This window comes from Pseudomonas neuropathica (genome assembly GCF_051174785.1).
In the GTDB taxonomy this organism is placed as follows: Bacteria; Pseudomonadota; Gammaproteobacteria; order Pseudomonadales; family Pseudomonadaceae; genus Aquipseudomonas; species Aquipseudomonas neuropathica_A.
On sequence record NZ_CP195111.1, the window covers coordinates 3,396,340 to 3,422,230 of the forward strand.

Consider the following 25,891-nt stretch of genomic DNA (forward strand, 5'->3'; position numbering starts at 1 on the left):
TCGATTCAAGGTGAAGCCATGACGACCCGCACCGACGCCGTAAAGGCCTATCTGCTCGATCTGCAAGACCGCATCTGTGCGGCTCTCGAAACCGAGGACGGCGGCACGCGCTTCGTCGAAGACGCCTGGACCCGGCCCGCCGGCGGTGGCGGACGCACCCGCGTGATCGAGAACGGCACATTGATCGAAAAGGGTGGCGTCAACTTTTCCCACGTCTTCGGCAGCGGCCTGCCGCCATCGGCCAGCGCCCATCGCCCGGAACTGGCCGGTCGCGGTTTTGAAGCCCTCGGCGTGTCGCTGGTGATCCACCCGCACAACCCGCATGTGCCGACGTCCCACGCCAACGTGCGCTTTTTCATCGCCGAGAAGGAAGGTGAAGAGCCCGTCTGGTGGTTCGGCGGCGGCTTCGACCTGACTCCGTATTACGGCAATGAAGAAGATTGCATCCACTGGCACCGTGTTGCCGAACAGGCCTGCGCGCCGTTCGGGGCAGACGTTTATCCGCGCTACAAAGCCTGGTGCGACACCTACTTCCACATCAAGCATCGCCACGAACCGCGCGGCATCGGCGGTCTGTTCTTCGATGACCTGAACGAGTGGGACTTCGACACCAGCTTCGCCTTCATGCGTGCCATCGGCGACGCGTACATCGACGCCTACCTGCCGATCGTGCAGCGCCGTAAAAACGATGCCTTCACCGCGCAGCAGCGTGAATTCCAGGAATTCCGCCGTGGCCGCTACGTCGAATTCAACCTGGTGTACGACCGTGGCACCTTGTTCGGTCTGCAATCGGGCGGGCGTACCGAGTCGATCCTGATGTCGCTGCCGCCGCAAGTGCGCTGGGGCTACGACTGGAAGGCCGAGCCTGGCAGCGAAGAAGCGCGTTTGACCGAATACTTCCTGCAAGACCGCGACTGGTTAGCCGAAGCCTGAGGATTTCTGATGGATCGTTACGTCGTTTTCGGTAACCCGATCGGCCACAGCAAATCGCCGATGATTCACAAGCTGTTCGCCGAACAGACGGGTCAGCACCTCGACTACAGCACGCTGCTGGCGCCGCTCGACGATTTTGCGGGTTGCGCCACGGCGTTTTTCCAGGAAGGTCGCGGCGCCAACGTCACCGTGCCGTTCAAGGAAGACGCTTACCGTCTGGCCAACAGCCTGACGGCTCGTGCGCAACGGGCCGGCGCGGTGAACACCTTGAGCAAACAGGCCGACGGCTCTCTGCTCGGTGACAACACCGACGGCGCCGGACTAGTGCGTGATCTGACGGTGAATGCCGGGTTCAGCCTGACCGGCAAACGCATCTTGCTGCTGGGTGCTGGCGGTGCAGTACGTGGGGCGCTGGAGCCGTTGCTGGCGGAACAACCGGCGTCGGTGATCATCGCCAATCGCACGGTGGACAAGGCTGAATTGCTGGCGGAGCTGTTTTGCGACCTCGGGCCGGTGTCGGCCAGTGGTTTCGACTGGTTGCGTGAACCGGTCGACGTGATTATCAACGCGACGTCCGCCAGCCTGACCGGCGATGTGCCGCCGATTGCGCCGAGCCTGATCGAGCCGGGTAAAACCCTGTGTTACGACATGATGTATGGCAAGGAACCGACCGCGTTCTGCCGCTGGGCCAGCGAGCAGGGTGCGGCGGTGGTGATGGATGGGTTGGGGATGCTTGCTGAACAGGCGGCTGAGGCGTTCTTCCTGTGGCGCGGTGTACGCCCGGACACCGCGCCAGTACTCGCCGAACTGCGCCGGCAACTGGCCCAATAAGTACCCATGTGGGAGCGAGCCTGCTCGCGAAAGCGGTCTGTCTGACACATCAATGTTGGATGTGCCGCAGTCTTCGCGAGCAGGCTCGCTCCCACAAGGATTACCTCGATCGCCAATCAATCCTCAAACCGGATCGGGCATTTCTCCGGCCCTTCAAGCTTGCGCAACTCCTCCACCACCTGCGGCCGCGCCCGGCGCAAGGTCAGGCTGCGATTCTGGCCCAGCAGGCGTCGCGCCTCCTGATGCAGCATCTCCACCCCTGAATAGTCGATGAAGTTGATCTGCTGCGCCTCGATCACCACCCGCGCGCCATGCATCCGTTGCAGGCGCACTTGCAGATAATGGCTGGCGCCGAAAAAGATCGAGCCGCCGACCCGCAGCACATCATCTTCACCGTCGCGCCAATGCTGCACGCGCGGTTGCGAGGTGCGCTTGAGGTAGAAGAACAGCGAGGCCAGCACACCGGAATAAATCGCCGTCTGCAATTCCAGCAACAAGGTCGCCAGACAGGTCAGGGCCATGACCACGAACTCGGCGCGGCTGACACGCAGCAAGGCGCGAATCCCACGATGATCGACCAGACCCCAGGCAATCAAAAGAATGCTGCCCGCCATCGCCGGAATCGGAATGTGCGAAATCAGCCCCGCGCCGAAAATCGCAAACAACGCCACCCATATCGCCGAAAAAATCCCGGCCAGCGGCGAGCAGGCGCCCGCCTCATAACTCAATCCCGAGCGCGTAAACGAGCCTGCCGACAACGACCCGGAAAAGAACGCCCCGACAATGTTGGAAAGTCCTTGTGCTCGGACCTCCTGATTGGCATCAAGCAACTGCTGAGATCGCGCCGAAATCGACCGGGCAATCGACAGGCTCGTGACCAGCCCAAGCATGCCCACCGCAACGGCACTCGGCAGCAATCGCAGAATCAGGTCCAGATCCAGCGGCAACGCACTGAACGGCGGTAACCGCCCGACAAACGCGCTGACCAGATGCACATGACCGAACATCGCCGGCCACAGCCATACCAGCAGACTGGCCAATGCGAGGGTTATCAACAGCGTCGGCCAACGCGGCAGCAATTGTTTCAACACCACCCCGACAACCACCGTCGTCACACCGAGCACCAACGAAGGTTTATCCACAGCCCGGAGGTGTTGCAGCAGGTCCATCAGACTCGCCAGCGCGGTAGCTTTGGACGGTAACTCCAGCCCCATCAGGTTCGGCAACTGCCCGATGGCAATCACCACCGCCGCGCCAAGGGTGAACCCCAGCACCACTGAATGCGAAATGAAATTCACCAGCGCACCGAAGCGCAGCAGGCCGAGCAGCCATTGGAAAATCCCGGCAAGCAAGGTCAGCAACAAGATCAGGGTGATGTAGTCCTGCGACGCCGGGACCGCTAAGGGACTGACACTGGCAAACAGTACGATTGAAATGGCTGCCGTCGGGCCGCAGATCAAATGCCACGACGAACCCCACAGGCAGGCGATCAGCACCGGGATGATCGCGGCATAGAGGCCGTATTCAGGTGGCAGACCGGCGATCAGTGCGTAGGCAATCGACTGGGGTAAGGCGAGAATCGCACCACTGAGGCCGACGATCAGGTCCCGTCCTACGCTGGCGCGGGTTTGCCGCGGTAGCCAGGTGAGGAAGGGCAAGAGAGAGTGGCGGCTGGGGAAGGCCATGGGTCCTCGCGGTTGGCGTTTTGTTCAAGGTTATCAGGGTGTCAGGGGGAAAAGCCCCTCACCCTAACCCTCTCCCGGAGGGAGAGGGGACTGACCGAGGTGTCTGTCAGAGATTCATCAACCTGCGATTTCAAAGTTGAACGCAAGTTTTGAATGCAACAAATATCGGCTCCCTTTCCCCCTCGCCCCCTCTGGGGGAGAGGGCTGGGGTGAGGGGGCAAAAATCTCAAGCAGTGCACAATTCCAGCAATCCCACGATCAGAGCTTGGCTTTGACCGCCACCAACGCATCCTTGCCATCTACGGTCTTCACCCCATCCAGCCACTTGTCCAGCACCGCCGGGTTCGCCTTGATCCACGCCTTGGCCGCCTCGGCATTGCTGACCTTCTTGTTCACCACCTCGGCCATGATGCTGTTCTCCATCTCCTGAGTGAACGACAGATTGGTCAGCAATTTACCCACATTCGGACAGGCTTCGGCATAGCCCTTGCGCGTCAGCGTAAACACGCTGCCGGTATCGCCAAAGTATTTCTCGCCACCCTTCAGATAATGCATTTTCAATTGCACATTCATCGGGTGCGGGGTCCAACCGAGGAAGGTGACGAATTTCTGTTTTTTCACCGCCCGCGAAACTTCCGCCAACATCGCCTGTTCGCTGGACTCGATCAGCTTCCACTGACCCATGTCGAAGTCGTTCTTCTTGATGATTTCCTGCAGCGAGATATTCGCCGGCGCGCCCGAACCGATGCCGTAGATCTTCTTGTCGAATTTGTCCGCGTATTTGTTCAGGTCGGCAAAGTTATGCACACCCGCGTCCCACACATAGTCCGGCACGGCGAGGGTGAATTCGGTGCCGTCAAGGTTCTTCGCCAATTGTGTGACGTCACCGGTGGCAACGAACTTGTCGTAGAAGCCCTGCTGCGCCGGCATCCAGTTGCCGAGAAAGACATCCACCTGGCCATCCTTCAACCCGCCAAAGGTAATCGGCACCGCGAGGGTGTCGACCTTGGCCTTATAGCCCATGCCGTCCAGCAGAAACCCGGTGATCGCATTGGTCGCGGCGATGTCGCTCCAGCCCGGATCGGCCATCTTCACCGTGTCGCAGCTCTGCTCGGCGAAGGCCGAAGCGCTGCTCAACGCGATCAGGCCAACCGTCACTGCTGTGGATAACTTGCGCATGGACTTCCCCTTAACATTATTGATTTTGGCAGGGTTGTGGATAACGTGCTTTGCGCTCCAGATCATCGAGATCGATGTGGTTGCGCATGTACTGCTGACTGGCGTCCACCAGCGGCTGGTGATCCCAGCTCTTCAGCTTGCCGATGGTTAAGGCGTCGGCAACAAAACGCCGACGGCGCTGGCTGGCGAGGACTTCCCGGTGAATCGCCGGAATGTCCCACTTGGCCCGCGCTTCGGCAAGAAAATCGTCGAAAAGCTGGCGATGTTGCGGCGATTGGCTGAGTTCTTCCAGCTCACGCGGATCGTTGTCTACGTCGAAGAGCAGGCAGGGGTCGCTTTCACTGTAGATAAATTTGTAGGCGCCGCGACGGATCATCATCAACGGGCTGATGGTGCCCTCGGCCATGTATTCGCCGAATACTTCGTCATGACCGCCCTGCCCTTGCAGGTGTGAAACCAGTGAGCGGCCGTCCAGCGGCAAGCCTGGTTCCAGCGTGCCGCCGGCCAGTTCAACGAAGGTCGGCAACAGGTCGGCGGTCGATACGGCAGCGCTAACGCGGGTGGAATCGAATTGGCCTGGGGCACTTATCAACAGGGGCACACGGGCCGCCATTTCGTACCAGTGCATTTTGTACCAGAGGCCTTTTTCGCCAAGCATGTCGCCGTGGTCACCGGAGAAGACGATGATGGTGTCATCGATCAGTCCGGTTTCTTCGAGGGTTTGCAGGAGTTTGCCGACGTTGGCATCGATATAACTGCACGCCCCGAAGTAAGCCCGGCGCGCGTCGCGGATCTTATCCACAGGCAATGGCTTGTCCCACAGGTCGTAAACCTTGAGCAAACGTTGCGAGTGCGGATCGAGTTCGTGTTGATCCGGCGTTGTAGGCAACGGGATATCAGCATCGTCATACAAATCCCAGAACGCCTTGGGAATGGTGTACGGGTCGTGTGGGTGAGTCATTGATACGGTCAGGCAGAACGGCTGATCGCCGTCCTCGCGAATGTGATCGAACAGGTATTGCTGCGCCTTGAACACCACCTCTTCATCAAAATCGAGTTGGTTGGTACGCACACACGGACCGGCCTGCAACACTGAAGACATGTTGTGATACCAGCTCGGGCGCACGTCCGGCTCGTCCCAGTTCACCGCCCAACCGTAATCGGCCGGGTAGATATCGCTGGTCAGGCGTTCTTCGTAGCCGTGCAACTGATCGGGGCCACAGAAATGCATCTTGCCTGACAGCGCGGTGCGGTAACCGAGGCGGCGCAGGTAATGGGCGTAAGTCGGCACATCGGCAGGGAAATCGGCGGCGTTGTCGTAGGCGCCGATCTTGCTCGGCAACTGGCCACTGACCAAGGTGAAGCGCGAGGGCGCGCACAACGGGCTGTTGCAGTAAGCGGCGTCGAACACCACGCCTTGGGCGGCGAGGCGGGAGAGATTCGGCAGTTTGATCGGCGAAGGGCCGTAGAACGGCAACATTGGCGCGGCCATCTGATCGGCCATGATGAAAAGAATATTCTTGCGCTTCATGTGATCGCGGCATTCCATAGTGAATATTTATGCGACATTGCTGCGATCGAGCATGGAGTCCATGCTGTATCCGGTAAAGCCCGTGCCGGACAATGACTAGGATAAGCACTGCTTATGTATGAAGCTTTGGGTGATCTGTCCCTCGACCTGTTGCGTGCCTTTGAAGCGGCGGCCCGACATCGCAGTTTCACCGCCGCGTCGGTTGAACTCGGCACCACCCAGCCGGCGATCAGTCAGCAGATCAAACGGTTGGAAGAACAACTCGGCACGCGCCTGTTTGATCGCATCTATCGCGGCATTGAACTGACCGAGGTTGGCGCGATCCTGTTTGAGCAAGTTAGCCTCGGTTTGCAGAATATCGACGCAGGATTGAGCGCGATCAGCGCACAGCAGCAACATGAGGTGCTGCAGGTCGCTACCGACTTCGCCTTCGCCGCCTATTGGCTGATGCCACGCCTGCATCGCTTTCACGAGGCCAATCCCCACGTCGACGTCAGCCTGGTCACCAGCGAGCGCAACCACAACATGCTGCGCACCGATATCGACGTGGCGATCCTGTTTGGCGACGGGCGTTTCAAGCAGGGCGAGAGCCATTGGCTGTTCAGCGAAGAAGTGTTCCCGGTGTGCAGTCCGCAGTTGCTCAAGGATCGTCCGACGCCCCTGCCCGCTCCCGCGTTACTGGACTTGCCGCTGCTGCATTTGCGCGGTGAAAACAGCAGCAACTGGTTTGACTGGAGTGGATTGTTTCGCGAGTTGGGCATCACCACGCCACCAGCGCCGGGGCAACTGCGCTTCGATAATTACACGCTGTTGATTCAGGCCGCGATCGGCGGCCAAGGCGTGGCCATTGGTTGGCGGCACCTTGTGGATAACTTGCTGAGCCAAGGTTTGTTGTGCCGGCCGATTGCTGAAACCACGCTGTCGCGGTTGGGTTATTACGTGGTGCTGCCGCAACGCAAACGCCGGGGCGCGTTGATTCAACAGTTTGTCGATTGGTTGATGGCGGAGCAGGCGAGCAGCGCTGAGTCGCTTAATGGACTCGCACTGCCTTCGATCGCGGTTTGAAAGTTAAAAGATCGCAGCCTGCGGCAGCTCCTACATCTGGAACGCGGTCCCCTGTAGGAGCTGCCGAAGGCTGCGATCTTTTACGAATCTGAAGCCGCCACAAAATTCACGTGCTGACCCACATGCAAATTCAGTCGCAGCTCATCAGCAATCCCCACCGCCACGCGATTCAAGCGCTCCATCGGTTCGGCCAGACCCGGTTCGAGATTGCCGCCAACCTGACTGAAATGCTCAATCGTCAGCCCGGCCACACCGTGCGGCGCATTCACCAGCGTCCAGTGCAGCGGGCTGCTTTGCACGGCTTCGAGAATTTCTTCGGCGGCATGGCGTTGCAGGCGATCATCGACATCCGGCTCATCGAGCACGGCAAAATCCCCCACCAGAAACAGCCGCGAAACATTGGCCGCTTGCAGTCCGTCGACCAGTGCGTCGACTGCCAACACCTGTTCGACCGGGCCTAGCACGACCGAGCGTTCCACATGATCGCTGCTAAACGGCAAGCCCGGTGCATCCAGTAAGCAGATGACCGCCGAACTGCCCGCGACACTCTGATTGACCCGCTCCAGATCGAACAGATCGCCCGTTTTGGTGCGCAAGCCAGGACGCGGTGCCAGTGCAGTCAAATCGTCGAGAATGGCGATGACTTCATGCTGACGGCGCAGCAATTCAGCCATCAACGCGCTGCCCAGGCTACTCATGGCACCATAGAGCACCACTTTTACCGCCGGGGTTTCGGCATTTTTCATGGCTGATCCCTTTTGTTATCCCTTGTATGGCGTGTGACATACGGGCAACGCCGAGGGTTCGAACCGATTCAGAGGCTTTCAGATGCAAGCGATCAAGGGTTACCACGCCCACGTCTATTTCGACGCCGGCACCATCGAGCAGGCACGGGCCTTGTGCGAGCGGGCTGCGCAGTTGTTTGCGTTGAAGATGGGTCGGGTTCACGAGCGCCCGGTCGGCCCGCATCCCGACTGGAGTTGCCAATTGGCCTTCGGCCCAGAGCTGATCGGTGATGTGCTGCCGTGGCTGGCGCTCAATCGCCAGGGCTTGGTGGTGTTTTTGCACCCGGACACCGGGGATGATTTGCTTGATCACACCGAGCACGCGATCTGGATGGGCGCGATCCGACCGCTGAATCTGTCTGTTTTCTGATCAGATCGTTTCTTCGGCTTCGCCCGGCAGATGCTCGTCCAGATGCAGCCAAGGCAATTGGCTGTCGGTCCAGATGTGGCGTTCGGCGGGTGCCTGCTCGGGGTGATCAAGGGTGGCGATGGTCACGTCGATGCTCTCGGGACTGAGCAATGTCACCAGTGCCAGTTGCGCGCCGCAGTGCGGGCAGAAGAACCGCGCGCAACTGCCTGAGGAGTCATAACGCGACGGCGTAGCGGCCAGCCATTGAAAATTCGCCGCTGGCACCGTGATCCACGTCGTGACGATTCCACCGCTGACCTTGCGGCAAATCGAACAATGGCAATGGGCGATATCCTGCAACGCCCCGCTGAACTGATAACGAATGTGTCCGCAATGGCAGCCGCCGCTGTGCAATTGGCTCATGATCAAAGCCCTCCTTCCCGTGTTTATTGACTCAGGTTCGCATCCGACGGCCGGTTGACCGTTCACCCAAAGCTTTCTGCAGCGAAAGGTAGCTGAAAGCTTCCCCGATTAGCATCGCCTCCACTTCCGGCAACAGACCGGTTGGCCAATGCGTGTGATACCTCGCACGAACGGCCCAATTAACAACAACAATGGTGATTCTGATGTCCTCTGTAACCCGCCTCCTCGCTTCAACTCCGCCCGTACGTCTCGTGCTTCCCGTTCTGCGCTGATCGGCCCGATCCGCTCATTTAACTAGCCGCGCTACGCCTGGAGTATTCCCATGCTGACTTTCCTTGGCTTCGCCATGGTCATCACGTTCATGTTCCTGATCATGACCAAGCGCCTGTCCGCGCTGATCGCTCTGATCATCATCCCGATCGTCTTCGCCCTGTTCGGCGGTTTTGCACCGAAGATCGGCCCGATGATGCTCGAAGGCATCACCAAGCTGGCGCCGACCGGCGTGATGCTGATGTTCGCCATTCTCTATTTCGCCCTGATGATCGACTCCGGCCTGTTCGACCCGGCCGTGCGCAAGATCCTCAAACTGGTCAAGGGCGACCCGCTGAAGGTTTCGGTCGGCACCGCCGTACTGGCGCTCGTCGTTTCCCTCGATGGTGACGGCGCGACCACTTACATGATCTGCGTGGCCGCCATGCTGCCGCTGTACAGCCGCATCGGCATGAGCCCGCGGATCATGGCCGGCCTGATCATCCTCGCCGGTGGCGTGATGAACATGACGCCGTGGGGTGGCCCGACTGCCCGTGCCGCCAGTGCGCTGCATGTCGACCCGTCGGACATCTTCGTGCCGATGATTCCGGCGATGGCGGCTGGTGTTCTGGCGATCCTGGTCATCGCCTACTTTTACGGTAAGCGTGAGCGTGCGCGTCTGGGTGAGCTGCATCTGGTTGGCGATGATGTCGATCACAGCGAAATCAGCGTCTCGCAATTCCCCGACGCTCGCCGTCCAAAACTGATCTGGTTCAACGGCGCCCTGACCTTCGGCCTGATGTGCACGCTGATCGCCGGCCTGCTGCCATTGCCGGTTCTATTCATGGTCGCGTTCAGTATTGCCATGATCGTCAACTACCCTTGCCTGCAGATGCAGAAGGATCGCGTTGCGGCTCACGCCGGTAGCGTGCTGGCAGTGGTCGGGCTGATCTTTGCGGCGGGTATCTTCACCGGTATCCTGTCGGGCACCGGCATGGTCGATGCGATGTCGAAGAGCCTGTTGGCAGTGATCCCGGATTTTCTCGGCCCGTACCTGGCCGTGATCACGGCGCTGGTGAGCATGCCGTTCACCTTCTTCATGTCCAACGATGCGTTCTACTATGGCGTGTTGCCGGTGTTGGCCGAAGCCGCCAGCCACTATGGGATCACCGCAGTGGAAATGGCCCGTGCCTCGATCGTCGGTCAGCCCGTCCACTTGCTGAGCCCGTTGGTGCCATCGACCTATCTGTTGGTGGCCCTGGCCGGCATCGATTTCGGTGACCACCAGCGTTTCACCCTGAAATGGGCGATCCTAGTTTGTATCTGCATCCTGATTGCTGCACTGCTGTTGGGGACTTTCCCGGTGTTCAGCACTCTATAAGCCCAAGACTCACCGTTTCGGGTCCTGGCTTCGCGGTTTGAAGCCCGGACCTTTTTCGGTTTAACAATTGCTCAAAGGAATACACATGGAATGGCTGACCAACCCCGAAATCTGGGTTGCCTTCTTCACCCTGACCGCCCTGGAAATCGTCCTCGGCATCGATAACATCATCATGATTTCGATCCTGGTCAGCCGCATGCCCAAACACATGCAGCAGCGCACCCGGATCTTCGGTCTTGGCCTGGCCATGATCACCCGCATCCTGTTGCTGCTGTCGATCACTTGGGTCATGCGCCTCACCGCTGACCTGTTCGAAGTGTTCGGCCAAGGCATTTCCGGCCGCGACCTGATCCTGTTCTTCGGTGGTCTGTTCCTGCTGTGGAAGAGCTCGCAAGAGATGTACCACGCACTGGAAGGCGAAGACGAAAGCGACGACACCCCCGGTGGCAAGGGCGGCAACTTCCTCTACACCATCATCCAGATTGCGATCATCGACATCGTCTTCTCGCTGGATTCGGTGATCACGGCAGTGGGCATGGTTTCCCACGTGCCGGTGATGGTCGCGGCGATTGTTGTGGCGGTGCTGGTGATGATGCTGGCCTCGGGCAAGATCAGCGAGTTCATCGACAAGCACCCGTCGCTGAAAATGCTCGCGCTGTCGTTCCTGCTGGTGGTCGGTACCGTGCTGATTGCCGAATCGTTCGACGTGCATGTGCCCAAAGGCTACGTCTACTTCGCCATGGCGTTCTCGCTGGCGGTGGAAGCGATCAACATCAAACTGCGTGGCGCGATGGCCAAGAAGCGGCAGCAGCAAGATCCGGTGAAACTGCGCAAGGACATTCCGGGCCAGTAACCCGGTAGTCCAGACGTACGCAATGCCCCCTGTGGGAGCGAGCTTGCTCGCGAAGGCTTCGTGTCAGTCGATAGAAATGTTGGCTGGCCCACCGCTTTCGCGAGCAAGCTCGCTCCCACATTTGTTTTGGGTAACACAGGGGGAACGTGTCGGATTCGGATGGGTGAATGAACCCAGTTTCATGACACTTTTGTTTCAATCAGCACTTTAGCTGTGCAATGCTGGCGCGCAGACCGTTAGCCAACTACAGCTTAAGTATCAAAAACGTAGAAACCGCGCGGTGCCGTCCACTTGCCCCTCTGGGGCGCTGCTACTAGAGGGGGTCTGCATGCTCACCCTGCTCAATCTGCTTTCCGCCGTGGCCCTGCTGATCTGGGGCACGCACATCGTCCGAACCGGCATCCTGCGGGTTTACGGCACCAACCTGCGCCATGTGATCGGCCAGAACATGTCCAGGCGCTGGCTCGCGTTCGTCGCCGGCATCGTCGTCACCGCGATGGTGCAGAGCAGCAACGCCACCGCCATGCTCGTGACCTCATTCGTCGGCCAGGGCCTGATGGCGCTGACCCCGGCGCTGGCGACCATGCTCGGCGCCGACGTCGGTACCGCGTTGATGGCGCGGGTGCTGACGTTCGATCTGTCGTGGCTGTCGCCGCTGCTGATTTTCCTCGGGGTGATTTTCTTTCTGTCGCGCAAACAGACGCGCCTTGGGCAGATGGGCCGAGTGTCCATCGGCCTCGGGCTGATCATTCTCGCGCTGCAATTGATCGTTGAGGCTGCTGCGCCAATCACCCACGCACAAGGGGTGAAGGTGATTTTCGCCTCGTTGACCGGTGACATTCTCCTCGACGCCTTGGTCGGCGCCTTGTTCGCGATGATTTCCTACTCCAGTCTCGCCGCCGTGCTGCTCACCGCGACCTTGGCCGGGGCCAGTGTGATCAGCCTGCCGGTGGCGATCGGCCTGGTGATCGGCGCCAACATCGGCAGCGGCATACTCGCCTTTATGAGCACCAGCATGCAGAACGCCGCCGGCCGGCAAGTGGCACTGGGCAGCCTGTTGTACAAGCTGATCGGCCTGTTGCTGATCATCCCGGTGCTCGACCCACTGGTGCACTGGATCGACAGCCTCGACTTCAGCCCGCAGGAAATGGTCATCGGCTTTCATCTGCTCTACAACACTGCGCGCTGCCTGATTCTCCTGCCTTCGGTAGGGCCGATGGCGCGACTCTGCGCGTGGCTGCTGCCGGAGCGCCCCGAGGTCAACGGCACCGCCAAGCCGCGTCACCTCGACGCCACGGCGCTGGTCACGCCGAGTCTGGCACTGGCCAACGCCGCGCGGGAAACCCTGCGCATGGGTGATCTGCTGGAGAACATGCTCGACGCCACCCTTGATGTACTGCGCGGCAAGCAGACCGCTGTCACCCAGGAAATACGCCGGCTGACCGATGACATCGAATCCTTGTACAGCGCGATCAAACTCTACCTGGCGCAGATGCCCCGCGAAGACCTCGGCGAGCAGGACAGTCGACGCTGGGCCGAGATCATCGAGCTGTCGATCAACCTGAAACTGGCCAGCGACCTGATCGAACGCATGCTGCGCAAGATCCAGCAACAGAAGACTTCGCAGCGCCGTTCGTTTTCTGAAGAAGGTCTGGAGGATCTGGCCGGATTGCAGCAGCAACTGATTTCCAACCTGCGTCTGGGGCTCTCGGTATTCCTCAGCGGTGACCGCGAAAGTGCCCGGCAGTTGTTGCGCGAGAAACGCCGCTTTCGCGCACAGGAACGGCGGCTGGCCCACGCGCATGTCAGCCGTTTGCAACGCAAGATCGTGCAGAGTATCGAGACCAGTTCGCTGCACCTGGAGTTGATTGCCGACATGAAACGCTTGAATTCGCTGTTTTGCGGCAGTGCGTATGTGGTGCTGGAAACGGCGGATACCGGGGCGCTGGCGGCGGATGATATTGCCGATATAACGCATTCGCCTTGAACGTCTGGGGCTGGGTTTAGTCAGTTACATTGATTCAGCCTTCAGGCCGCTATCGCGAGCAGGCTCACTCCTACAGGGGGACGCATTCCAAATGCAGGAGTGAGCCTGCTCGCGATGGGGCCCTGACTGACGACACGGATCTCCAAATCAGCCGTATGGAAGCCTGTTATGCGTTGCCTGTTGTTCGCCTGTCTGTTACTCGGTTCCCTGCCCTCCTTCGCCCTGGATCGTTTTCAGGTCGAAGGCTATGCGCTGCCCAACGGTTTGCAACTGATGCTCAAGCCCGGCACCGAACGTGGGCACGTGGCGATCCGGCTGGTGGTCGGCGTCGGCCTTGATGATTTCGATTGCGATGAAAAGGAGCTGCCGCACCTGCTTGAGCACTTGTTGTTCAGCGGCATCGACGCCACCGGCGAAGGCGGTTTAGAGGAGCGCATGCAGGCACTGGGCGGTGACTGGAACGCCTTCACCAGTAACGCCGACACCACGTTTGTCATCGAAGCACCGGCGAAAAACCAGCGCAAAGTGCTCGACCTGCTGCTTGCTCTGCTCACGCAAACGCGCATCGACGACAACGCAATCAACGCCGCCAAACGCGTGGTCGAGCGTGAGGACGGCGGCCATTACACACGGCTGCAACGTTTTCTCGATCGTCAGGATCTCGGCCACACCGCGAGCAATCAACTCGCCGTCGAACTGGGCCTGAAATGCCCGCAACGGGCCGAGGTCGGCCATCTGACTCAGGAACAGCTGGAGAAGGTGCGCAAGGCCTGGTACGCGCCGAACAACATGACCCTGATCGTCGTCGGCGAACTCGACAAACTGCTACCGGCCTATCTGGAACGCACTTGGGGCACCCTCGAAGCGGTCGATCCGAGCGAGCACCGCCCGCTGCCGGACATCCGTACCAGCGCCGCCCATGAACGCACCCTCACCCGAGGCTTTATCGGCGACAGCGCCAAGCTGCACTGGCTGGTGCCGGAGCCGGTGATCGATGATCAGTACGACCAGACCTTCGACATTCTCAAGGATTACCTCGACTGGGCGCTGTACCGACAGATCCGCCTCAACCATGGTTTGTCCTACGGGCCGTGGGCTGAGCGTGAGGTGTTTGGCGGCGTCGGTTTCATGAGCCTGAATGCCGACCTCGATCGCGATGACGTCGACGAGGCCATCCAGGTGCTGGAAGACCTCAAGGCTGATCTGCTGAAAAACGGCCTCGACCCGGACACCTTTGCGCGGATCAAACAGGCCTCGATCGCCCATCAGGCGTGGGCGGTGCAGGGTAATAGCGCGATGGCGGATTACTACTGGAGTGCACTGAGTGATTACCAGGATGGCCGCTTCGCCAACCCGGCGCGGGAGCTGCAAGGCGTGACGTTGGCGGCGGCGAACAAGGCGATGCGTGAGTTGTTGCTGCAACCGGGGTATCTGCGGATTGAAAAGCCGTTGCTCAGTGATGATCAGGTGTTGTGGTTGAGTGCGGGTGGCTTGGGTCTGGTGTTGCTGATCCTGATCGGCTGGCGTTTGCATCACCGCCGCAAACCCGCCGAACACTGACCCAGTGGGAGCGAGCCTGCTCGCGAAGGCGTCGTGTCAGTCAATGCAATGTTGTGACCCAGCGCATTCGCGAGCAGGCTCGCTCCCACAGGGGGAATGCGTTGGTTTTAAGTGACCGGCAGCCTCGCCACAGCGCCCGGCGGGCGCTACTCTGTCGAGGTTTTTTCCTATCCAGTCGTGAACCGCCCAAATGCCAAAAATACAGCTCCTGATCCAGCGCATTCTCGAACTGATGAAGCGCTATCCCGGGGTCATTGCGCTCGGCGGTTTCATCTCCGGGGTCGGCAGTTTCATCATGGTCGATCGTCAGCAGGGCCTGGCGAGCTGGATCACCGTGATCATGCTGCTCAGCTGGATCTGGCTGATGCTGGAAAACACCCTCACGGGTCTCTTCACCCGCGTGTTCAAACGCGAGATCCCCCAGCCGCTGCTGCGTTACGCGACGCAGATGATCCATCAGGAAAGCCTGTTTTTCGTCCTGCCATTCTTCTTCATCACCACGACATGGAACAGTGGCCAGTTGTTCTTCACCGGGCTGCTCAGCGTTGCTGCCCTGATTTCCATCGTCGATCCGCTCTATTACAAATGGCTGGCGCCACGGCGCTGGGCGTTTCTCGCGCTGCACACGCTGACCCTGTTCGCCGCCCTGCTCACTGCGTTGCCGGTGATCATGCACCTGACCACCGCGCAGAGCTTCAAGTGGGCGCTGGGCATTGCCGTGCTGTTGTCGTTCCCGAGTCTGGCGTCGATTTTCCCGATCCGCACGCTGCGCAATGCCCTGGCGATCCTGTGCATCACCGTCGGTATCGGCGGCGTAGGTTGGGCGCTGCGTTCGTGGGTGCCGCCGGCGACGCTATGGATGACCGACGTGGCGATCAGCACGCAAATGCAGGACCGCACTCCCGGTGCCAGCCTCGACACGGTCAGCGCCGAGCAGATTCGTGGCGATGGCCTGTACGCCTACACCGCGATCAACGCGCCGCGCGGGCTGGATGAGCGGATTTATCACGTCTGGCAATTCAACGGCAAAGAGGTCGACCGCATCGCCCTCGACATCCACGGCGGGCGCAAGGAAGGCTATCGCGCGTGGACGCACAAGCAGAACTTCCCCGCTAACCCGGCGGGTAAATGGCAGGTGCGCGTGCTGACCGAGGATGGCCAGGTGATCGGCGTGCTGCGCTTCGAAGTCACGGACAGCACAGCGATCAAAGAAAAGTAACCCGGTTCGTGCTATTACGTTAGTTCGCATAAAGGCCGAACAAGCACGGAGCTTATGACCAGCAGCTCGATCAGCGGTAATGCCCAACTGGACACGTCGATAACCCCTGCCCGCCTGCGGGTTACGGGGGACTGGACGCTTGCCCATTACGCCGAGCTCAAGACGCTTAGCGAAAAACTCCACGGCCAGTACGACGCCAACACCCCGATCGACCTCAACAGCCTCGGCGCCCTCGACACCGCTGGCGCGTCGCTGCTGGTTGAACTGCTTGGCTCCGAACGCCTCGGCCAATCCGCCGAACATCCCGATTGCACCCTGACCTCCGCCGACCGCGCGCTGCTGCAAACCGTGTACTCCTCGATGACCGACTTCTGCGTGCCGATCAAGGAACCGGAAATCAGCGTCAGCGTGCAGTTGCTGACGCGCATCGGCCGCGCCGTCGACACGGTCTGGCAAGACACCCTGCAACTGCTCGGCTTCGTCGGCCTGATCATGGAAACCATCGCACGCAGCCTGTTCCGGCCCAAGCGTTGGCGCATCACGCCGATGATCGCGCACATCGAACAGACCGGCCTCGACGCCGCGCCGATCGTGGCGCTGCTGACCTTTCTGGTCGGCGCGGTGGTGGCGTTTCTCGGCGCCACGGTGCTGGCCAGTTTCGGCGCGACGATTTTTACCGTGGACCTGGTCGGGTTCTCGTTTCTGCGTGAGTTCGGCGTACTGCTTACAGCGATCCTGATGGCCGGGCGCACCGCCAGTGCCTTCACCGCACAGATCGGCTCGATGAAGGCCAACGAGGAAATCGACGCGATCCGCACCCTCGGCCTCGACCCGATGGAGCTGCTGGTGGTGCCGCGCGTGCTGGCGATGCTGGTGGCGCTGCCGATGCTGACGTTTCTGGCGATGCTCTGCGGGATCATTGGCGGCGGCGTGGTCTGCGCCGTGTCGCTGGATATCTCGCCGGCGATGTTCCTGACCCTGCTGCAGTCGGACATCGGCGTTCAGCACTTTCTGGTCGGCTTGGTGAAGGCGCCGATTTTCGCCTTCATCATCGCCGCGATTGGTTGCCTGGAAGGCTTCAAGGTCAGCGGCAGCGCCGAGTCGGTCGGCGCCCACACCACCTCTGCCGTGGTCCAATCGATTTTCGTGGTGATCGTGCTCGACGCGGTGGCTGCGCTGTTCTTCATGGAGATGGGCTGGTGAGTCGACTACCCCGCGCGCCCTCGGAGGCGGTGATCGAAGTCCGTGGCCTGTGCAATCGCTTCGGCAGCCAGAGCGTGCACGAGAACCTCGATCTGGATTTGCACAAAGGCGAGATTCTCGCCGTGGTCGGTGGCTCCGGCAGTGGCAAATCGGTGTTGCTGCGCAGCATCGTCGGCCTGCGCCGGCCCAGCGAAGGCATGGTCAAAGTATTTGGCAAGAACCTGCCGAGCCTGTCCGAGCATGAGCGCTCGCTGGTCGAGCGGCGCTTCGGTGTGCTGTTCCAGAAAGGCGCGCTGTTCTCCTCGCTGACCGTCACCGAGAACGTCGCCCTGCCCCTTATCGAACACGCCGGCCTCAGCCGCAGCGACGCCGAGCACCTCGCGGCAGTGAAGCTGGCGCTGGCCGGGCTGCCGCTGTCGGCAGCGGACAAATACCCGGCGTCACTGTCCGGCGGCATGATCAAGCGCGCCGCGCTGGCCCGGGCGCTGGCGCTGGATCCAGACATTCTGTTTCTCGATGAGCCCACCGCCGGCCTCGATCCGATTGGCGCGGCCCAATTCGACCAATTGATCCTGACCCTGCGCGATGCGCTCGGCCTCAGCGTGTTTCTGGTGACCCACGACCTCGACACGCTCTACACCATCACTGACCGCGTGGCGGTGCTGGCGCAGAAGAAAGTGCTGGTCGCCGGTCCCATCGACGTCGTCTCGGAAACCGACGACGCGTGGATCCACGAATACTTCCACGGCCCGCGCGGCCGCTCGGCGCTGGACGCCGCCAAATTGCTCAACGAGGTCTGACATGGAAACCCGAGCGCATCATGTGTTGATCGGCCTGTTCACGGTGATAGTGGTGGCAGGCGCCCTGCTCTTCGGTTTGTTCCTGGCCAAGTCCAGCGTCGACACCGAGTTCAAGGATTATGAAATTGTCTTCAGCGAGGCGGTCAGCGGGCTGTCCAAGGGCAGCCCGGTGCAGTACAGCGGGATCAAGGTCGGCGATGTGATCAACCTGCGCCTCGATCCGAAAGACCCACGACGGGTGCTGGCGCGGATTCGTCTGGCCGGTGATACGCCGGTCAAGGAAGACACCCAGGCCAAACTGGCGCTGGCCGGGATCACGGGGACGTCGATCATCCAGCTCAGCGGTGGTACGCCCGAGAGTCCGAAACTGCGTGGGCATGACGGTAATCTTCCAACCATCGTCGCCTCGCCCTCGCCTATTTCGCGATTGCTCAATGACTCCAACGATTTGATGACCGGCATCACCGCGTTGCTGCAGAACGCCAATCAGATGTTCTCTGCCGAGAACGTCGAGCGCGTGAGCAAAACCCTCGCCCATCTGGAGCAAACCACCGGGACGATCAACGATCAGCGCGGCGACATCAAACAGGCGATGCAGCAACTGGCGACCGTCGGCAAACAGGCCGGCAGCATGCTCGAACAGACCTCGCTGCTGATGCGCAACGCCAACGGTTTGATCAACGACCAGGGCAAACAGGCATTGGGCAGCGCCGAGCAAGCGATGAAGTCGCTGGAACAAAGCACCACCACCATCAGCACCTTGCTCAGCAAAAACGAAAACTCCCTCGACAACGGCATGCAGGGCCTTAATGGCCTGGCTCCGGCGATCCGCGAACTGCGTGAGACGCTGACCTCGTTGCGCGCCATCTCGCAACGCCTTGAGGCTAATCCCAGCGGTTATCTGCTGGGCCGTGACAAGAACAAGGAATTCACGCCATGAAGCTGACTCGACTCGCCCTCTTCGCTGCCGGTTTTGCCTTGATCAGCGCCTGCTCGATTCTGCCCGAGTCCGAGCCGTCGGATGTCTATCGCCTGCCGACTGCCCAAGCGCCCGCCTCGACCATTTCACCGGCAACTCAGTCCTGGTCACTGCGGCTGAACAAGCTGCAGGCCAGTGAAGCGTTGAACCGGCCGACGATTGCGGTGATTCCACAAGGTGATGTGATCAGCAGCTACAAGGGCTCGCGCTGGAGCGATCCGGCACCGGTGCTGGTGCGTAATCGTTTGCTCGACGGCTTTCAGCGCGATGGCCGGGTGACGCTGCTCAGTACCGATGACAGCAACTTTGCTGCGGATCTGGAATTGGGTGGGAGTTTGCAGGCGTTTCAGACCGAGTATCAGGGCACGCAGGCCAGCGTTGTGGTGCGGGTTGATGCGTTGCTCGTGCGCGGTTATGACCAGCGGATTCTGGCCAGTCGCCGCTTTGAAGAGCGTCAGCCTCTGAACGATGTGCAGGTGCCAGCAGTGGTCGCCGGGTTTGGTCAGGCCAGTGATCGCCTGACCGCCAAAGTCGTCGCCTGGGCCGTCGACCAAGGCCAGAAACTCGCCCCCCCAAAACCTTGAGCCCGACACAATCCCTGTGGGAGCGAGCTTGCTCGCGAATGCGTCGGGTCATTCAGCGATGATGTTGACTGACCGGACGCCTTCGCGAGCAAGTTCGCTCCCACAATGGGATTAGTGGTTAGCCGAAGAACCAGTAGCAGACGAAAATGGCGCCCACGACCCCGGCAAGCTCCGCCAACAACGCACACCCCACCGCATGTCGCGCCCGCTGAATACCCACCGCGCCGAAATACACCGCCAGCACATAGAACGTGGTCTCGGTACTGCCCTGAATCGTCGCCGCGACCAGCGCCGGGAAGCTGTCGACGCCCGAGGTCTTCATCGTCTCGATCAACATCGCCCGCGCCGCGCTGCCGGAGAACGGTTTGACCATCGCCGTTGGCAGCGCATCGACAAACCGCGTGTCCCAACCGGCCCACTCGACCAGATGACGAATGCCGTCCAGACCAAAGTCCAGTGCCCCGGACGCGCGTAGAACGCCCACCGCACAGAGCATCGCCACCAGATACGGCAGCAGATTTTTCGCGACATCGAAGCCCTCTTTTGCGCCTTCGACGAACGCCTCGTAAACCTTGACCTTCTTTAGCGCGCCGATCAGCAAAAACAGCATGATCAACCCGAACAGCGTGAGATTGCCGAGGATCGACGACAATCCCGCCAAAGCGGTTGCTGACAGGGTGCCCAGCAGCGCCATGAAGCCACCGAGAATCAGCGCACCTGGAATCAGATAAGCCAACACCACCGGATCCCAGATCCGCAGCCGCTGCATGAACGCCACCGAGAGGAAGCCGACAATGGTCGAGCAACTGGTCGCCAGCAGGATCGGCAGGAACACCAGCGTCGGATCCGGCGCGCCTTGCTGGGCGCGGTACATGAAGATTGTCACCGGCAGCAGCGTCAGGGAGGAGGCGTTGAGCACCAGGAAGAGGATTTGCGCGTTACTCGCGACCGTGGCACTGGGATTGAGCTCTTGCAGCGCCTTCATGGCTTTCAGGCCGATGGGCGTCGCGGCATTGTCGAGGCCCAGACCGTTGGCAGCGAAGTTCAAAGTGATCAGGCCCAAGGCAGGGTGACCGGGCGGGACTTCCGGCATCAGCCGCAGAAACAGCGGGCCGAGCACCTTGGCCAGCCATTCGACGATCCCGGCCTTCTCGGCAATGCGCAGGAAGCCCAGCCACAGGGTGAGGGTGCCGAACAGCAACACCATGACTTCGACCGAGAGCTTGGCCATGGCGAAAATGCTTTCCACCATCGCCGCAAAGATCCCGGCGTTACCGCCGATCAGCCACTGCGCCAGCGCCGACACGGCTGCCACGATGAAGAAGCCAAGCCACAGGCCATTAAGCATCAGTCAAATCCCCCGAAGAATGCGGCGAATGATAGCGGGGTCGCCAGAAACGACAAACCCCGGATTTCACCGGGGTTTGTGTGTGCCTCATTTGTGGCTTGGCTCACATCCCCTGTGGGAGCGAGCCAATCTCCACAGGGTTCAGCAATCAGTTCTTGGAGATTTCGCCCGCTGGAAGTTTTTCCTTGCTGCGCCAGTGCGGCAGGGAGTTCCAGTAGCGCTGGCCCTTGGCATCGTCGTACATGCCTTCCCAGCGCGCGATAACCAGTACCGCCAGGGCGTTACCAATCACGTTCAGTGCAGTACGCGCCATGTCCATGATGCGGTCGACACCAGCGATGAATGCCAGACCTTCCAGCGGAATACCCACGCTGCCCAGAGTCGCCAGCAGCACCACGAAGGACACGCCCGGTACACCGGCGATGCCTTTGGAGGTGACCATCAGGGTCAGCACCAGCAGCAGCTGCTGGCTGATCGACAGGTCGATGCCGTACAGCTGAGCGATGAAGATTGCTGCAATGGACTGGTACAGGGTCGAACCGTCGAGGTTGAACGAGTAGCCGGTCGGTACCACGAAGCTGCAGATGGCTTTCGGTGCGCCGTAGGCTTCCATCTTCTCGATCACGCGTGGCAGCACGGTTTCCGAAGAAGCGGTGGAGTAGGCCAGCACCAGCTCATCCTTGAAGATGCGCATCAGCTTGAGCACCGAGAAGCCGAACAGCTTGGCGATCAGGCCCAGCACGACGAAGGCGAAGAAGGCGATGGCGACGTAAACCAGGATCACCAGTTTCGCCAGCGGCAACAGGGAAGCAAAGCCGAAGTTGGCCACGGTCACCGCGATCAGGGCGAACACGCCGATCGGCGCGTAATTCATGATCATGTGGGTGACTTTGAACATGCTTTCCGAGACGCCCTGGAACATCTTCACCAGCGGCTCGCGCAGGTCCGACTGCAGGCTCGACAGACCGAGACCGAACAGCACGGAGAAGAAGATGATCGGCAGCATTTCGCCGCGGGCCATGGCCGCGAAGATGTTCGACGGGATCAGGTTGAGGATGGTCTCGATGAACGCGTGTTCATGCTGCACTTCGGCGGCGGTCGCCTGGTACTTGGAGATATCCACCGTGCCCAGGGTGCTCATGTCGATGCCGGTGCCCGGATGGAACAGGTTGGCCAGCAGCAGGCCGACCACGATGGCGATGGTGGTGACGATCTCGAAATAGATGATGGTCTTCAGGCCGATACGCCCGAGCTTCTTGGCGTCGCCCACGCCGGCAATGCCGACGATCAGGGAAGAAATGACGATCGGGATCACGATCATCTTGATCAGACGGATAAAGATATCGCCTGCCGGTTGCAGGACGTTGCTGATCCACCAGGCCTTCTCGGCGCTGAAGTGGTTGAGCAGCGCACCCAGTGCAATCCCCAGAACCAGACCTATCAGGATCTGCCAGGCGAGGCTGATTTTTGCCTTCTTCATTATCTTTACCCTTACTTGCGTTTGACTCAGGCACATGCAGGAACTGGAACGCTCATCAGCGGAAAAGTCTGTGCATCTGCCTCCGTATAAGGTGCCCCGAAGTGCGTATTTACGGCTCTTCGGCAGGCGAAAAAAGGCGCAACTATTCCGATGCAAGGTGGCGCCGTCTAATGCCGTAAACGCCTACCCTATGCCGAATCGGCATGAGCTTTTTTTAGTGAAACTGGCGTCCCAACCGGTTCGATTGTGACATTTCGGCCGGCATAAGTGCCGTGAACCGGCCATCACAGCGGAGGTTGGTTGTTTTTTGAACAAGAAAAATCGACTAAAAACTTAGGAAAAAGCCTACGCTGGAAGACTAGAAGTCCTACTGTTTAAACGGTTTTTTTGTCGATATACGGTCGCCAGGAAACACCGCGTAATGTTTTCGCGCGCAGTGTCAGCGATAAAATCCACGAGCCGGACGCTCTGGATCAATGTTTTGTCTGATTGAAAGCCCAGCGCAAGTCCGTCGAACCACTGTGGATCGGCGAACCTGCGGCGCAGCTTTTACCCTGACCCGGCCCTTGCGCAGGCACTCCCTGTACCCGTAGGTCACTCCGACCCTGCAACAGTCAGAACGTCCCGGCCCCTTGGTCATGCGCCTGCCTTCCTCAGGCGGGCGCAATGGAAGGCAGCAGGGCTGCTGCCTTCATGTTCGAATCAGTACCACTTCGGATCTTTCTTCAGGGTTTCCATCAGCAGATCCTGCATGCCCTGGTCGGGTTTGCCGAGGAAGCGATAGGTCGCATGTCGCGTCGGAGACTTGTCGGACGGCAGGCCTTCGGGCACATCAACCAGCATGCCGTAGGCATCGTCCTTGTCGAAGCTGAACGCGACGATCAAGCGATGGTTGAGGCACTTGTCTGCATTTTCGCAGAGCGGGCCAACCAGATACTTGTCGCCATCTTCTTCCACCGCGTTCATCTGCTGTTCGGAAGTGCCGGACAGGTTCATCACCCATTCCGGCAGGCGTTCTTCCTTCTTCACCACGCCTTCCCATGTTTCCCGGTATTGCGCGTCGGAACTCAACAGTTCGTTGACCCGCGTCTGGCCGTCATTGGCCGCCATCGCCATGGCACTACCGCCCAGAAGCAGGGCGGCTGCCAGTGTCTTTAAAGCACTCATCGTTAACCTCGGCCGCGACGGCCAAAGAAGAAAGAAGCGATGAACATCACCAGGAACACGACAAAGAGAATCTTGGCGATACCCGTGGCGGTGCCCGCGATACCACCGAAGCCCAGTACTGCAGCGATGATGGCAATGATCAAGAATGTAATTGCCCAGCTCAACATGGTGATTCTCCTTACTTCTCTATTTAGGGGTGTTGCGTGTTCCGGCGCTGCGCGCCCGAATTCTTTCGTTCTTTAGAAAACCCAACGCTCTTCACGTGGCAGTTGATCCAGCGGCTGCGCCTGATCGACGTCCATCATGCGCATCGAAGCGCTCTCGGCCTGGCTGCTGCTGACGGCGCTGAAGTGCGTTTGCGTGCTGTGCTGGATCGAGATCAACGGCTCAACTTTCTGGCTGTTTTCCCAGCGCAGGTATTGCTGACAGGCGATCAGGGTGATCAACAGCGCCAGTACGCCAAACAGACCTTGCTGGATGTGCAGTGGCGAGATACGCACTTGGGCGGCACGTTGGCGAGTCATCCTGGGTTCCTCACTCTTATTCGGTTGGGGCAGTTCGTATCTGCCCGGGCTGAATGAGGTATTGCAGCCTGCATGCCAGTTTTTTATTTGAAAAATATCCAATAAAATCAATTAGTTATGTGTATTCAAAAAATCGTTTGCGACGCATCCTGCACGATGGGTCATCTGGGATCGTGCGCAATGCACGATTTTTTCGTAGGAGAATTCATTCTTATGGAATTGAGAGCAGGGCGCAGATGTCAGAAAAGTAAGCAGGCATTGCCCTGCAAATCGGTGATTGTTTAAAAAACCAACAAAATCAACGTATTGGCCGTAAAGGCAGGAGAGAGCTACCCTCCTATGGCTGGCATCGTTCAGAATCAACCATGCAACTTGCCCGATTTTTCCGGGACTAACCCAATACCAATCACTATGGAGCGTAGGAAAAATGGAATCTGCCACTGAGCATCAAGGCCGCATTCTGCTGGTGGACGACGAATCTGCCATCCTGCGTACCTTCCGTTATTGCCTCGAAGATGAAGGCTATACGGTTGCCACAGCCAACAGCGCGGCTCAGGCCGACGCCTTGCTGCAACGTCAGGTCTTTGACCTGTGCTTCCTCGATCTGCGTCTGGGCGAAGACAACGGCCTCGACGTGCTGGCGCAGATGCGCATTCAGGCGCCGTGGATGCGCGTAGTGATCGTCACCGCGCATTCGGCTGTCGATACTGCGGTAGATGCGATCCAGGCCGGCGCCGCCGACTATCTGGTGAAACCGTGCAGCCCGGATCAATTGCGTCTGGCCACCGCCAAGCAACTGGAAGTGCGCCAATTGTCGGCGCGCCTCGAAGCGCTCGAAGGCGAGATCCGCAAACCGAAGGATGGCCTCGATTCCCACAGCCCGGCGATGAAGGTCGTACTGGAAACCGCCCGCCAGGTCGCCGGCACCGACGCCAACATTCTGATCCTCGGCGAATCCGGCACCGGTAAAGGTGAGCTGGCCCGAGCGATCCATGGCTGGAGCAAACGCGAGAAGAAATCCTGCGTGACCATCAACTGCCCGTCGTTGACGGCGGAATTGATGGAAAGCGAGTTGTTCGGCCATAGCCGCGGTGCGTTTACCGGCGCCAGCGAGAGCACCTTGGGTCGAGTCAATCAGGCCGACGGCGGTACGCTATTTCTCGACGAGATCGGCGATTTTCCACTGACCCTGCAACCCAAGTTGCTGCGTTTCATTCAAGACAAGGAATACGAGCGGGTAGGGGATCCGGTGACCCGGCGCGCAGATGTACGTATTTTGGCAGCAACCAACCTCAACCTTGAAGACATGGTTCGCGACGGACGATTCCGTGAGGATCTGCTCTATCGCCTGAACGTCATCACCCTGCACCTGCCGCCATTGCGCGAGCGTGCCGAGGACATCCTGACCCTGGCCGATCGCTTCCTTGCCCGCTTCGTCAAAGAGTACGCACGTCCGGCAAGGGGCTTCAGCGATGAAGCGCGTGAGGCGCTGCTCGGCTATCGCTGGCCGGGCAATATTCGTGAGCTGCGTAACGTGGTCGAGCGGGCAAGCATCATCTGCCCGCAGGAGCGCGTGGAAATCAGCCACCTCGGCATGGCCGAGCAACCGGCCAACAACGCCCCTCGTGTCGGCGCGGCGTTGAGTCTCGATGAGTTGGAAAAAGCCCACATCGGCGCCGTTCTCGCCACCGCCGGCACGCTGGATCAAGCGGCGAAAACCCTCGGTATCGACGCTTCGACCCTGTACCGCAAGCGCAAGCAGTACAACCTGTGAGT

Annotated in this window: 24 protein-coding genes; 14 read left to right on the forward strand and 10 right to left on the reverse strand. The window is 59.9% G+C overall.

Going from position 1 to position 25,891, the window contains the following annotated elements:
- Positions 1-18 precede the first annotated feature (18 nt).
- The gene (hemF, locus tag ACRRSD_RS15520) at positions 19-933 is read left to right on the forward strand and encodes an oxygen-dependent coproporphyrinogen oxidase (protein ID WP_435034196.1); all 915 of its coding nucleotides are present in this window, start codon (positions 19-21) and stop codon (positions 931-933) included.
- 9 nt (positions 934-942) lie between these two features.
- On the forward strand, positions 943-1,764 hold the full coding sequence (gene aroE / locus ACRRSD_RS15525) for a shikimate dehydrogenase (protein WP_435034197.1): 822 nt from the start codon (positions 943-945) through the stop codon (positions 1,762-1,764).
- 116 nt (positions 1,765-1,880) lie between these two features.
- Here the strand turns inward: aroE and ACRRSD_RS15530 are convergent, their stop codons facing one another.
- The 3 genes from ACRRSD_RS15530 to betC all read right to left on the reverse strand — a co-directional run bounded on the left by ACRRSD_RS15530 (position 1,881) and on the right by betC (position 6,159).
- Entirely contained in the window at positions 1,881-3,449 is a 1,569-nt protein-coding gene (locus ACRRSD_RS15530) for a SulP family inorganic anion transporter (protein WP_435034198.1), read from the reverse strand.
- Positions 3,450-3,707: 258 nt separating this feature from the next.
- Positions 3,708-4,628: a choline ABC transporter substrate-binding protein gene (gene choX, locus ACRRSD_RS15535; RefSeq protein WP_435034199.1), complete on the reverse strand. Its 921-nt coding sequence runs from the start codon at positions 4,626-4,628 to the stop codon at positions 3,708-3,710.
- 16 nt (positions 4,629-4,644) lie between these two features.
- Positions 4,645-6,159 carry a choline-sulfatase gene (gene betC, locus ACRRSD_RS15540; protein ID WP_435034200.1) on the reverse strand — a complete coding sequence of 505 codons (1,515 nt, stop codon included), beginning with the start codon at positions 6,157-6,159 and terminating at the stop codon, positions 4,645-4,647.
- Between the two features lie 114 nt (positions 6,160-6,273).
- On the opposite strand from betC, the gene ACRRSD_RS15545 reads away from it, so the two are divergent.
- The gene (locus ACRRSD_RS15545; RefSeq protein ID WP_435034201.1) at positions 6,274-7,224 is read left to right on the forward strand and encodes a choline sulfate utilization transcriptional regulator; all 951 of its coding nucleotides are present in this window, start codon (positions 6,274-6,276) and stop codon (positions 7,222-7,224) included.
- A gap of 80 nt (positions 7,225-7,304) precedes the next feature.
- Here ACRRSD_RS15545 and ACRRSD_RS15550 read toward each other — a convergent pair whose 3' ends face one another.
- Positions 7,305-7,970, reverse strand: coding sequence for an NAD(P)-dependent oxidoreductase (locus tag ACRRSD_RS15550; protein ID WP_435034202.1), 666 nt, complete (start codon positions 7,968-7,970; stop codon positions 7,305-7,307).
- An 82-nt stretch (positions 7,971-8,052) separates the two neighbouring features.
- On the opposite strand from ACRRSD_RS15550, the gene ACRRSD_RS15555 reads away from it, so the two are divergent.
- On the forward strand, positions 8,053-8,379 hold the full coding sequence (locus tag ACRRSD_RS15555; RefSeq protein WP_435034203.1) for a DOPA 4,5-dioxygenase family protein: 327 nt from the start codon (positions 8,053-8,055) through the stop codon (positions 8,377-8,379).
- Here ACRRSD_RS15555 and ACRRSD_RS15560 read toward each other — a convergent pair whose 3' ends face one another.
- Positions 8,380-8,781 carry a GFA family protein gene (locus tag ACRRSD_RS15560; RefSeq protein WP_435034204.1) on the reverse strand — a complete coding sequence of 134 codons (402 nt, stop codon included), beginning with the start codon at positions 8,779-8,781 and terminating at the stop codon, positions 8,380-8,382.
- Positions 8,782-9,103: 322 nt separating this feature from the next.
- Between ACRRSD_RS15560 and ACRRSD_RS15565 the strand changes: the two genes are divergently transcribed.
- The 9 genes from ACRRSD_RS15565 (at position 9,104) to ACRRSD_RS15605 (ending at position 19,596) form a co-directional block, all read left to right on the forward strand.
- Positions 9,104-10,411, forward strand: coding sequence for a CitMHS family transporter (locus tag ACRRSD_RS15565; protein WP_095119664.1), 1,308 nt, complete (start codon positions 9,104-9,106; stop codon positions 10,409-10,411).
- A gap of 85 nt (positions 10,412-10,496) precedes the next feature.
- Entirely contained in the window at positions 10,497-11,264 is a 768-nt protein-coding gene (locus tag ACRRSD_RS15570; RefSeq protein ID WP_095119663.1) for a TerC family protein, read from the forward strand.
- Between the two features lie 328 nt (positions 11,265-11,592).
- A complete protein-coding gene (locus tag ACRRSD_RS15575; protein WP_435034205.1) occupies positions 11,593-13,251 on the forward strand; it encodes a Na/Pi cotransporter family protein in 1,659 nt (552 codons plus the stop codon).
- Positions 13,252-13,419: 168 nt separating this feature from the next.
- A complete protein-coding gene (locus tag ACRRSD_RS15580; RefSeq protein WP_435034206.1) occupies positions 13,420-14,811 on the forward strand; it encodes a M16 family metallopeptidase in 1,392 nt (463 codons plus the stop codon).
- A 190-nt stretch (positions 14,812-15,001) separates the two neighbouring features.
- Complete coding sequence (locus ACRRSD_RS15585) at positions 15,002-16,030, forward strand: DUF5924 family protein (protein ID WP_435034207.1); 1,029 nt, start codon at positions 15,002-15,004, stop codon at positions 16,028-16,030.
- Between the two features lie 54 nt (positions 16,031-16,084).
- Complete coding sequence (locus tag ACRRSD_RS15590) at positions 16,085-17,233, forward strand: MlaE family lipid ABC transporter permease subunit (RefSeq protein ID WP_435034208.1); 1,149 nt, start codon at positions 16,085-16,087, stop codon at positions 17,231-17,233.
- Positions 17,230-18,033, forward strand: coding sequence for an ABC transporter ATP-binding protein (locus ACRRSD_RS15595; RefSeq protein WP_435034209.1), 804 nt, complete (start codon positions 17,230-17,232; stop codon positions 18,031-18,033). Before ACRRSD_RS15590 ends, ACRRSD_RS15595 begins: the two co-directional genes overlap by 4 nt.
- A 1-nt stretch (position 18,034) precedes the next feature.
- The gene (locus ACRRSD_RS15600; protein WP_016986431.1) at positions 18,035-18,973 is read left to right on the forward strand and encodes an MlaD family protein; all 939 of its coding nucleotides are present in this window, start codon (positions 18,035-18,037) and stop codon (positions 18,971-18,973) included.
- Complete coding sequence (locus tag ACRRSD_RS15605) at positions 18,970-19,596, forward strand: ABC-type transport auxiliary lipoprotein family protein (protein WP_435034210.1); 627 nt, start codon at positions 18,970-18,972, stop codon at positions 19,594-19,596. The genes ACRRSD_RS15600 and ACRRSD_RS15605 overlap by 4 nt, the downstream gene beginning before the upstream one ends.
- A 118-nt stretch (positions 19,597-19,714) precedes the next feature.
- Here ACRRSD_RS15605 and ACRRSD_RS15610 read toward each other — a convergent pair whose 3' ends face one another.
- The 5 genes from ACRRSD_RS15610 to ACRRSD_RS15630 form a co-directional block, all read right to left on the reverse strand.
- Entirely contained in the window at positions 19,715-20,944 is a 1,230-nt protein-coding gene (locus ACRRSD_RS15610; protein WP_435034211.1) for a nucleoside recognition domain-containing protein, read from the reverse strand.
- Positions 20,945-21,092: 148 nt separating this feature from the next.
- Positions 21,093-22,424 (reverse strand): glutamate/aspartate:proton symporter GltP, encoded by a 1,332-nt coding sequence (gene gltP, locus ACRRSD_RS15615; RefSeq protein WP_435034212.1) that lies wholly within the window; start codon positions 22,422-22,424, stop codon positions 21,093-21,095.
- Positions 22,425-23,126: 702 nt separating this feature from the next.
- Positions 23,127-23,591, reverse strand: coding sequence for an inhibitor of vertebrate lysozyme family protein (locus tag ACRRSD_RS15620; RefSeq protein WP_435034213.1), 465 nt, complete (start codon positions 23,589-23,591; stop codon positions 23,127-23,129).
- A 2-nt stretch (positions 23,592-23,593) separates the two neighbouring features.
- Entirely contained in the window at positions 23,594-23,758 is a 165-nt protein-coding gene (locus ACRRSD_RS15625) for a DUF1328 domain-containing protein (protein WP_003177151.1), read from the reverse strand.
- Positions 23,759-23,830: 72 nt separating this feature from the next.
- Entirely contained in the window at positions 23,831-24,115 is a 285-nt protein-coding gene (locus ACRRSD_RS15630) for a hypothetical protein (RefSeq protein ID WP_435034214.1), read from the reverse strand.
- Between the two features lie 427 nt (positions 24,116-24,542).
- Between ACRRSD_RS15630 and algB the strand changes: the two genes are divergently transcribed.
- Positions 24,543-25,889, forward strand: coding sequence for a sigma-54-dependent response regulator transcription factor AlgB (gene algB, locus ACRRSD_RS15635; protein WP_007954049.1), 1,347 nt, complete (start codon positions 24,543-24,545; stop codon positions 25,887-25,889).
- The last annotated feature ends 2 nt before the right edge of the window (positions 25,890-25,891 follow it).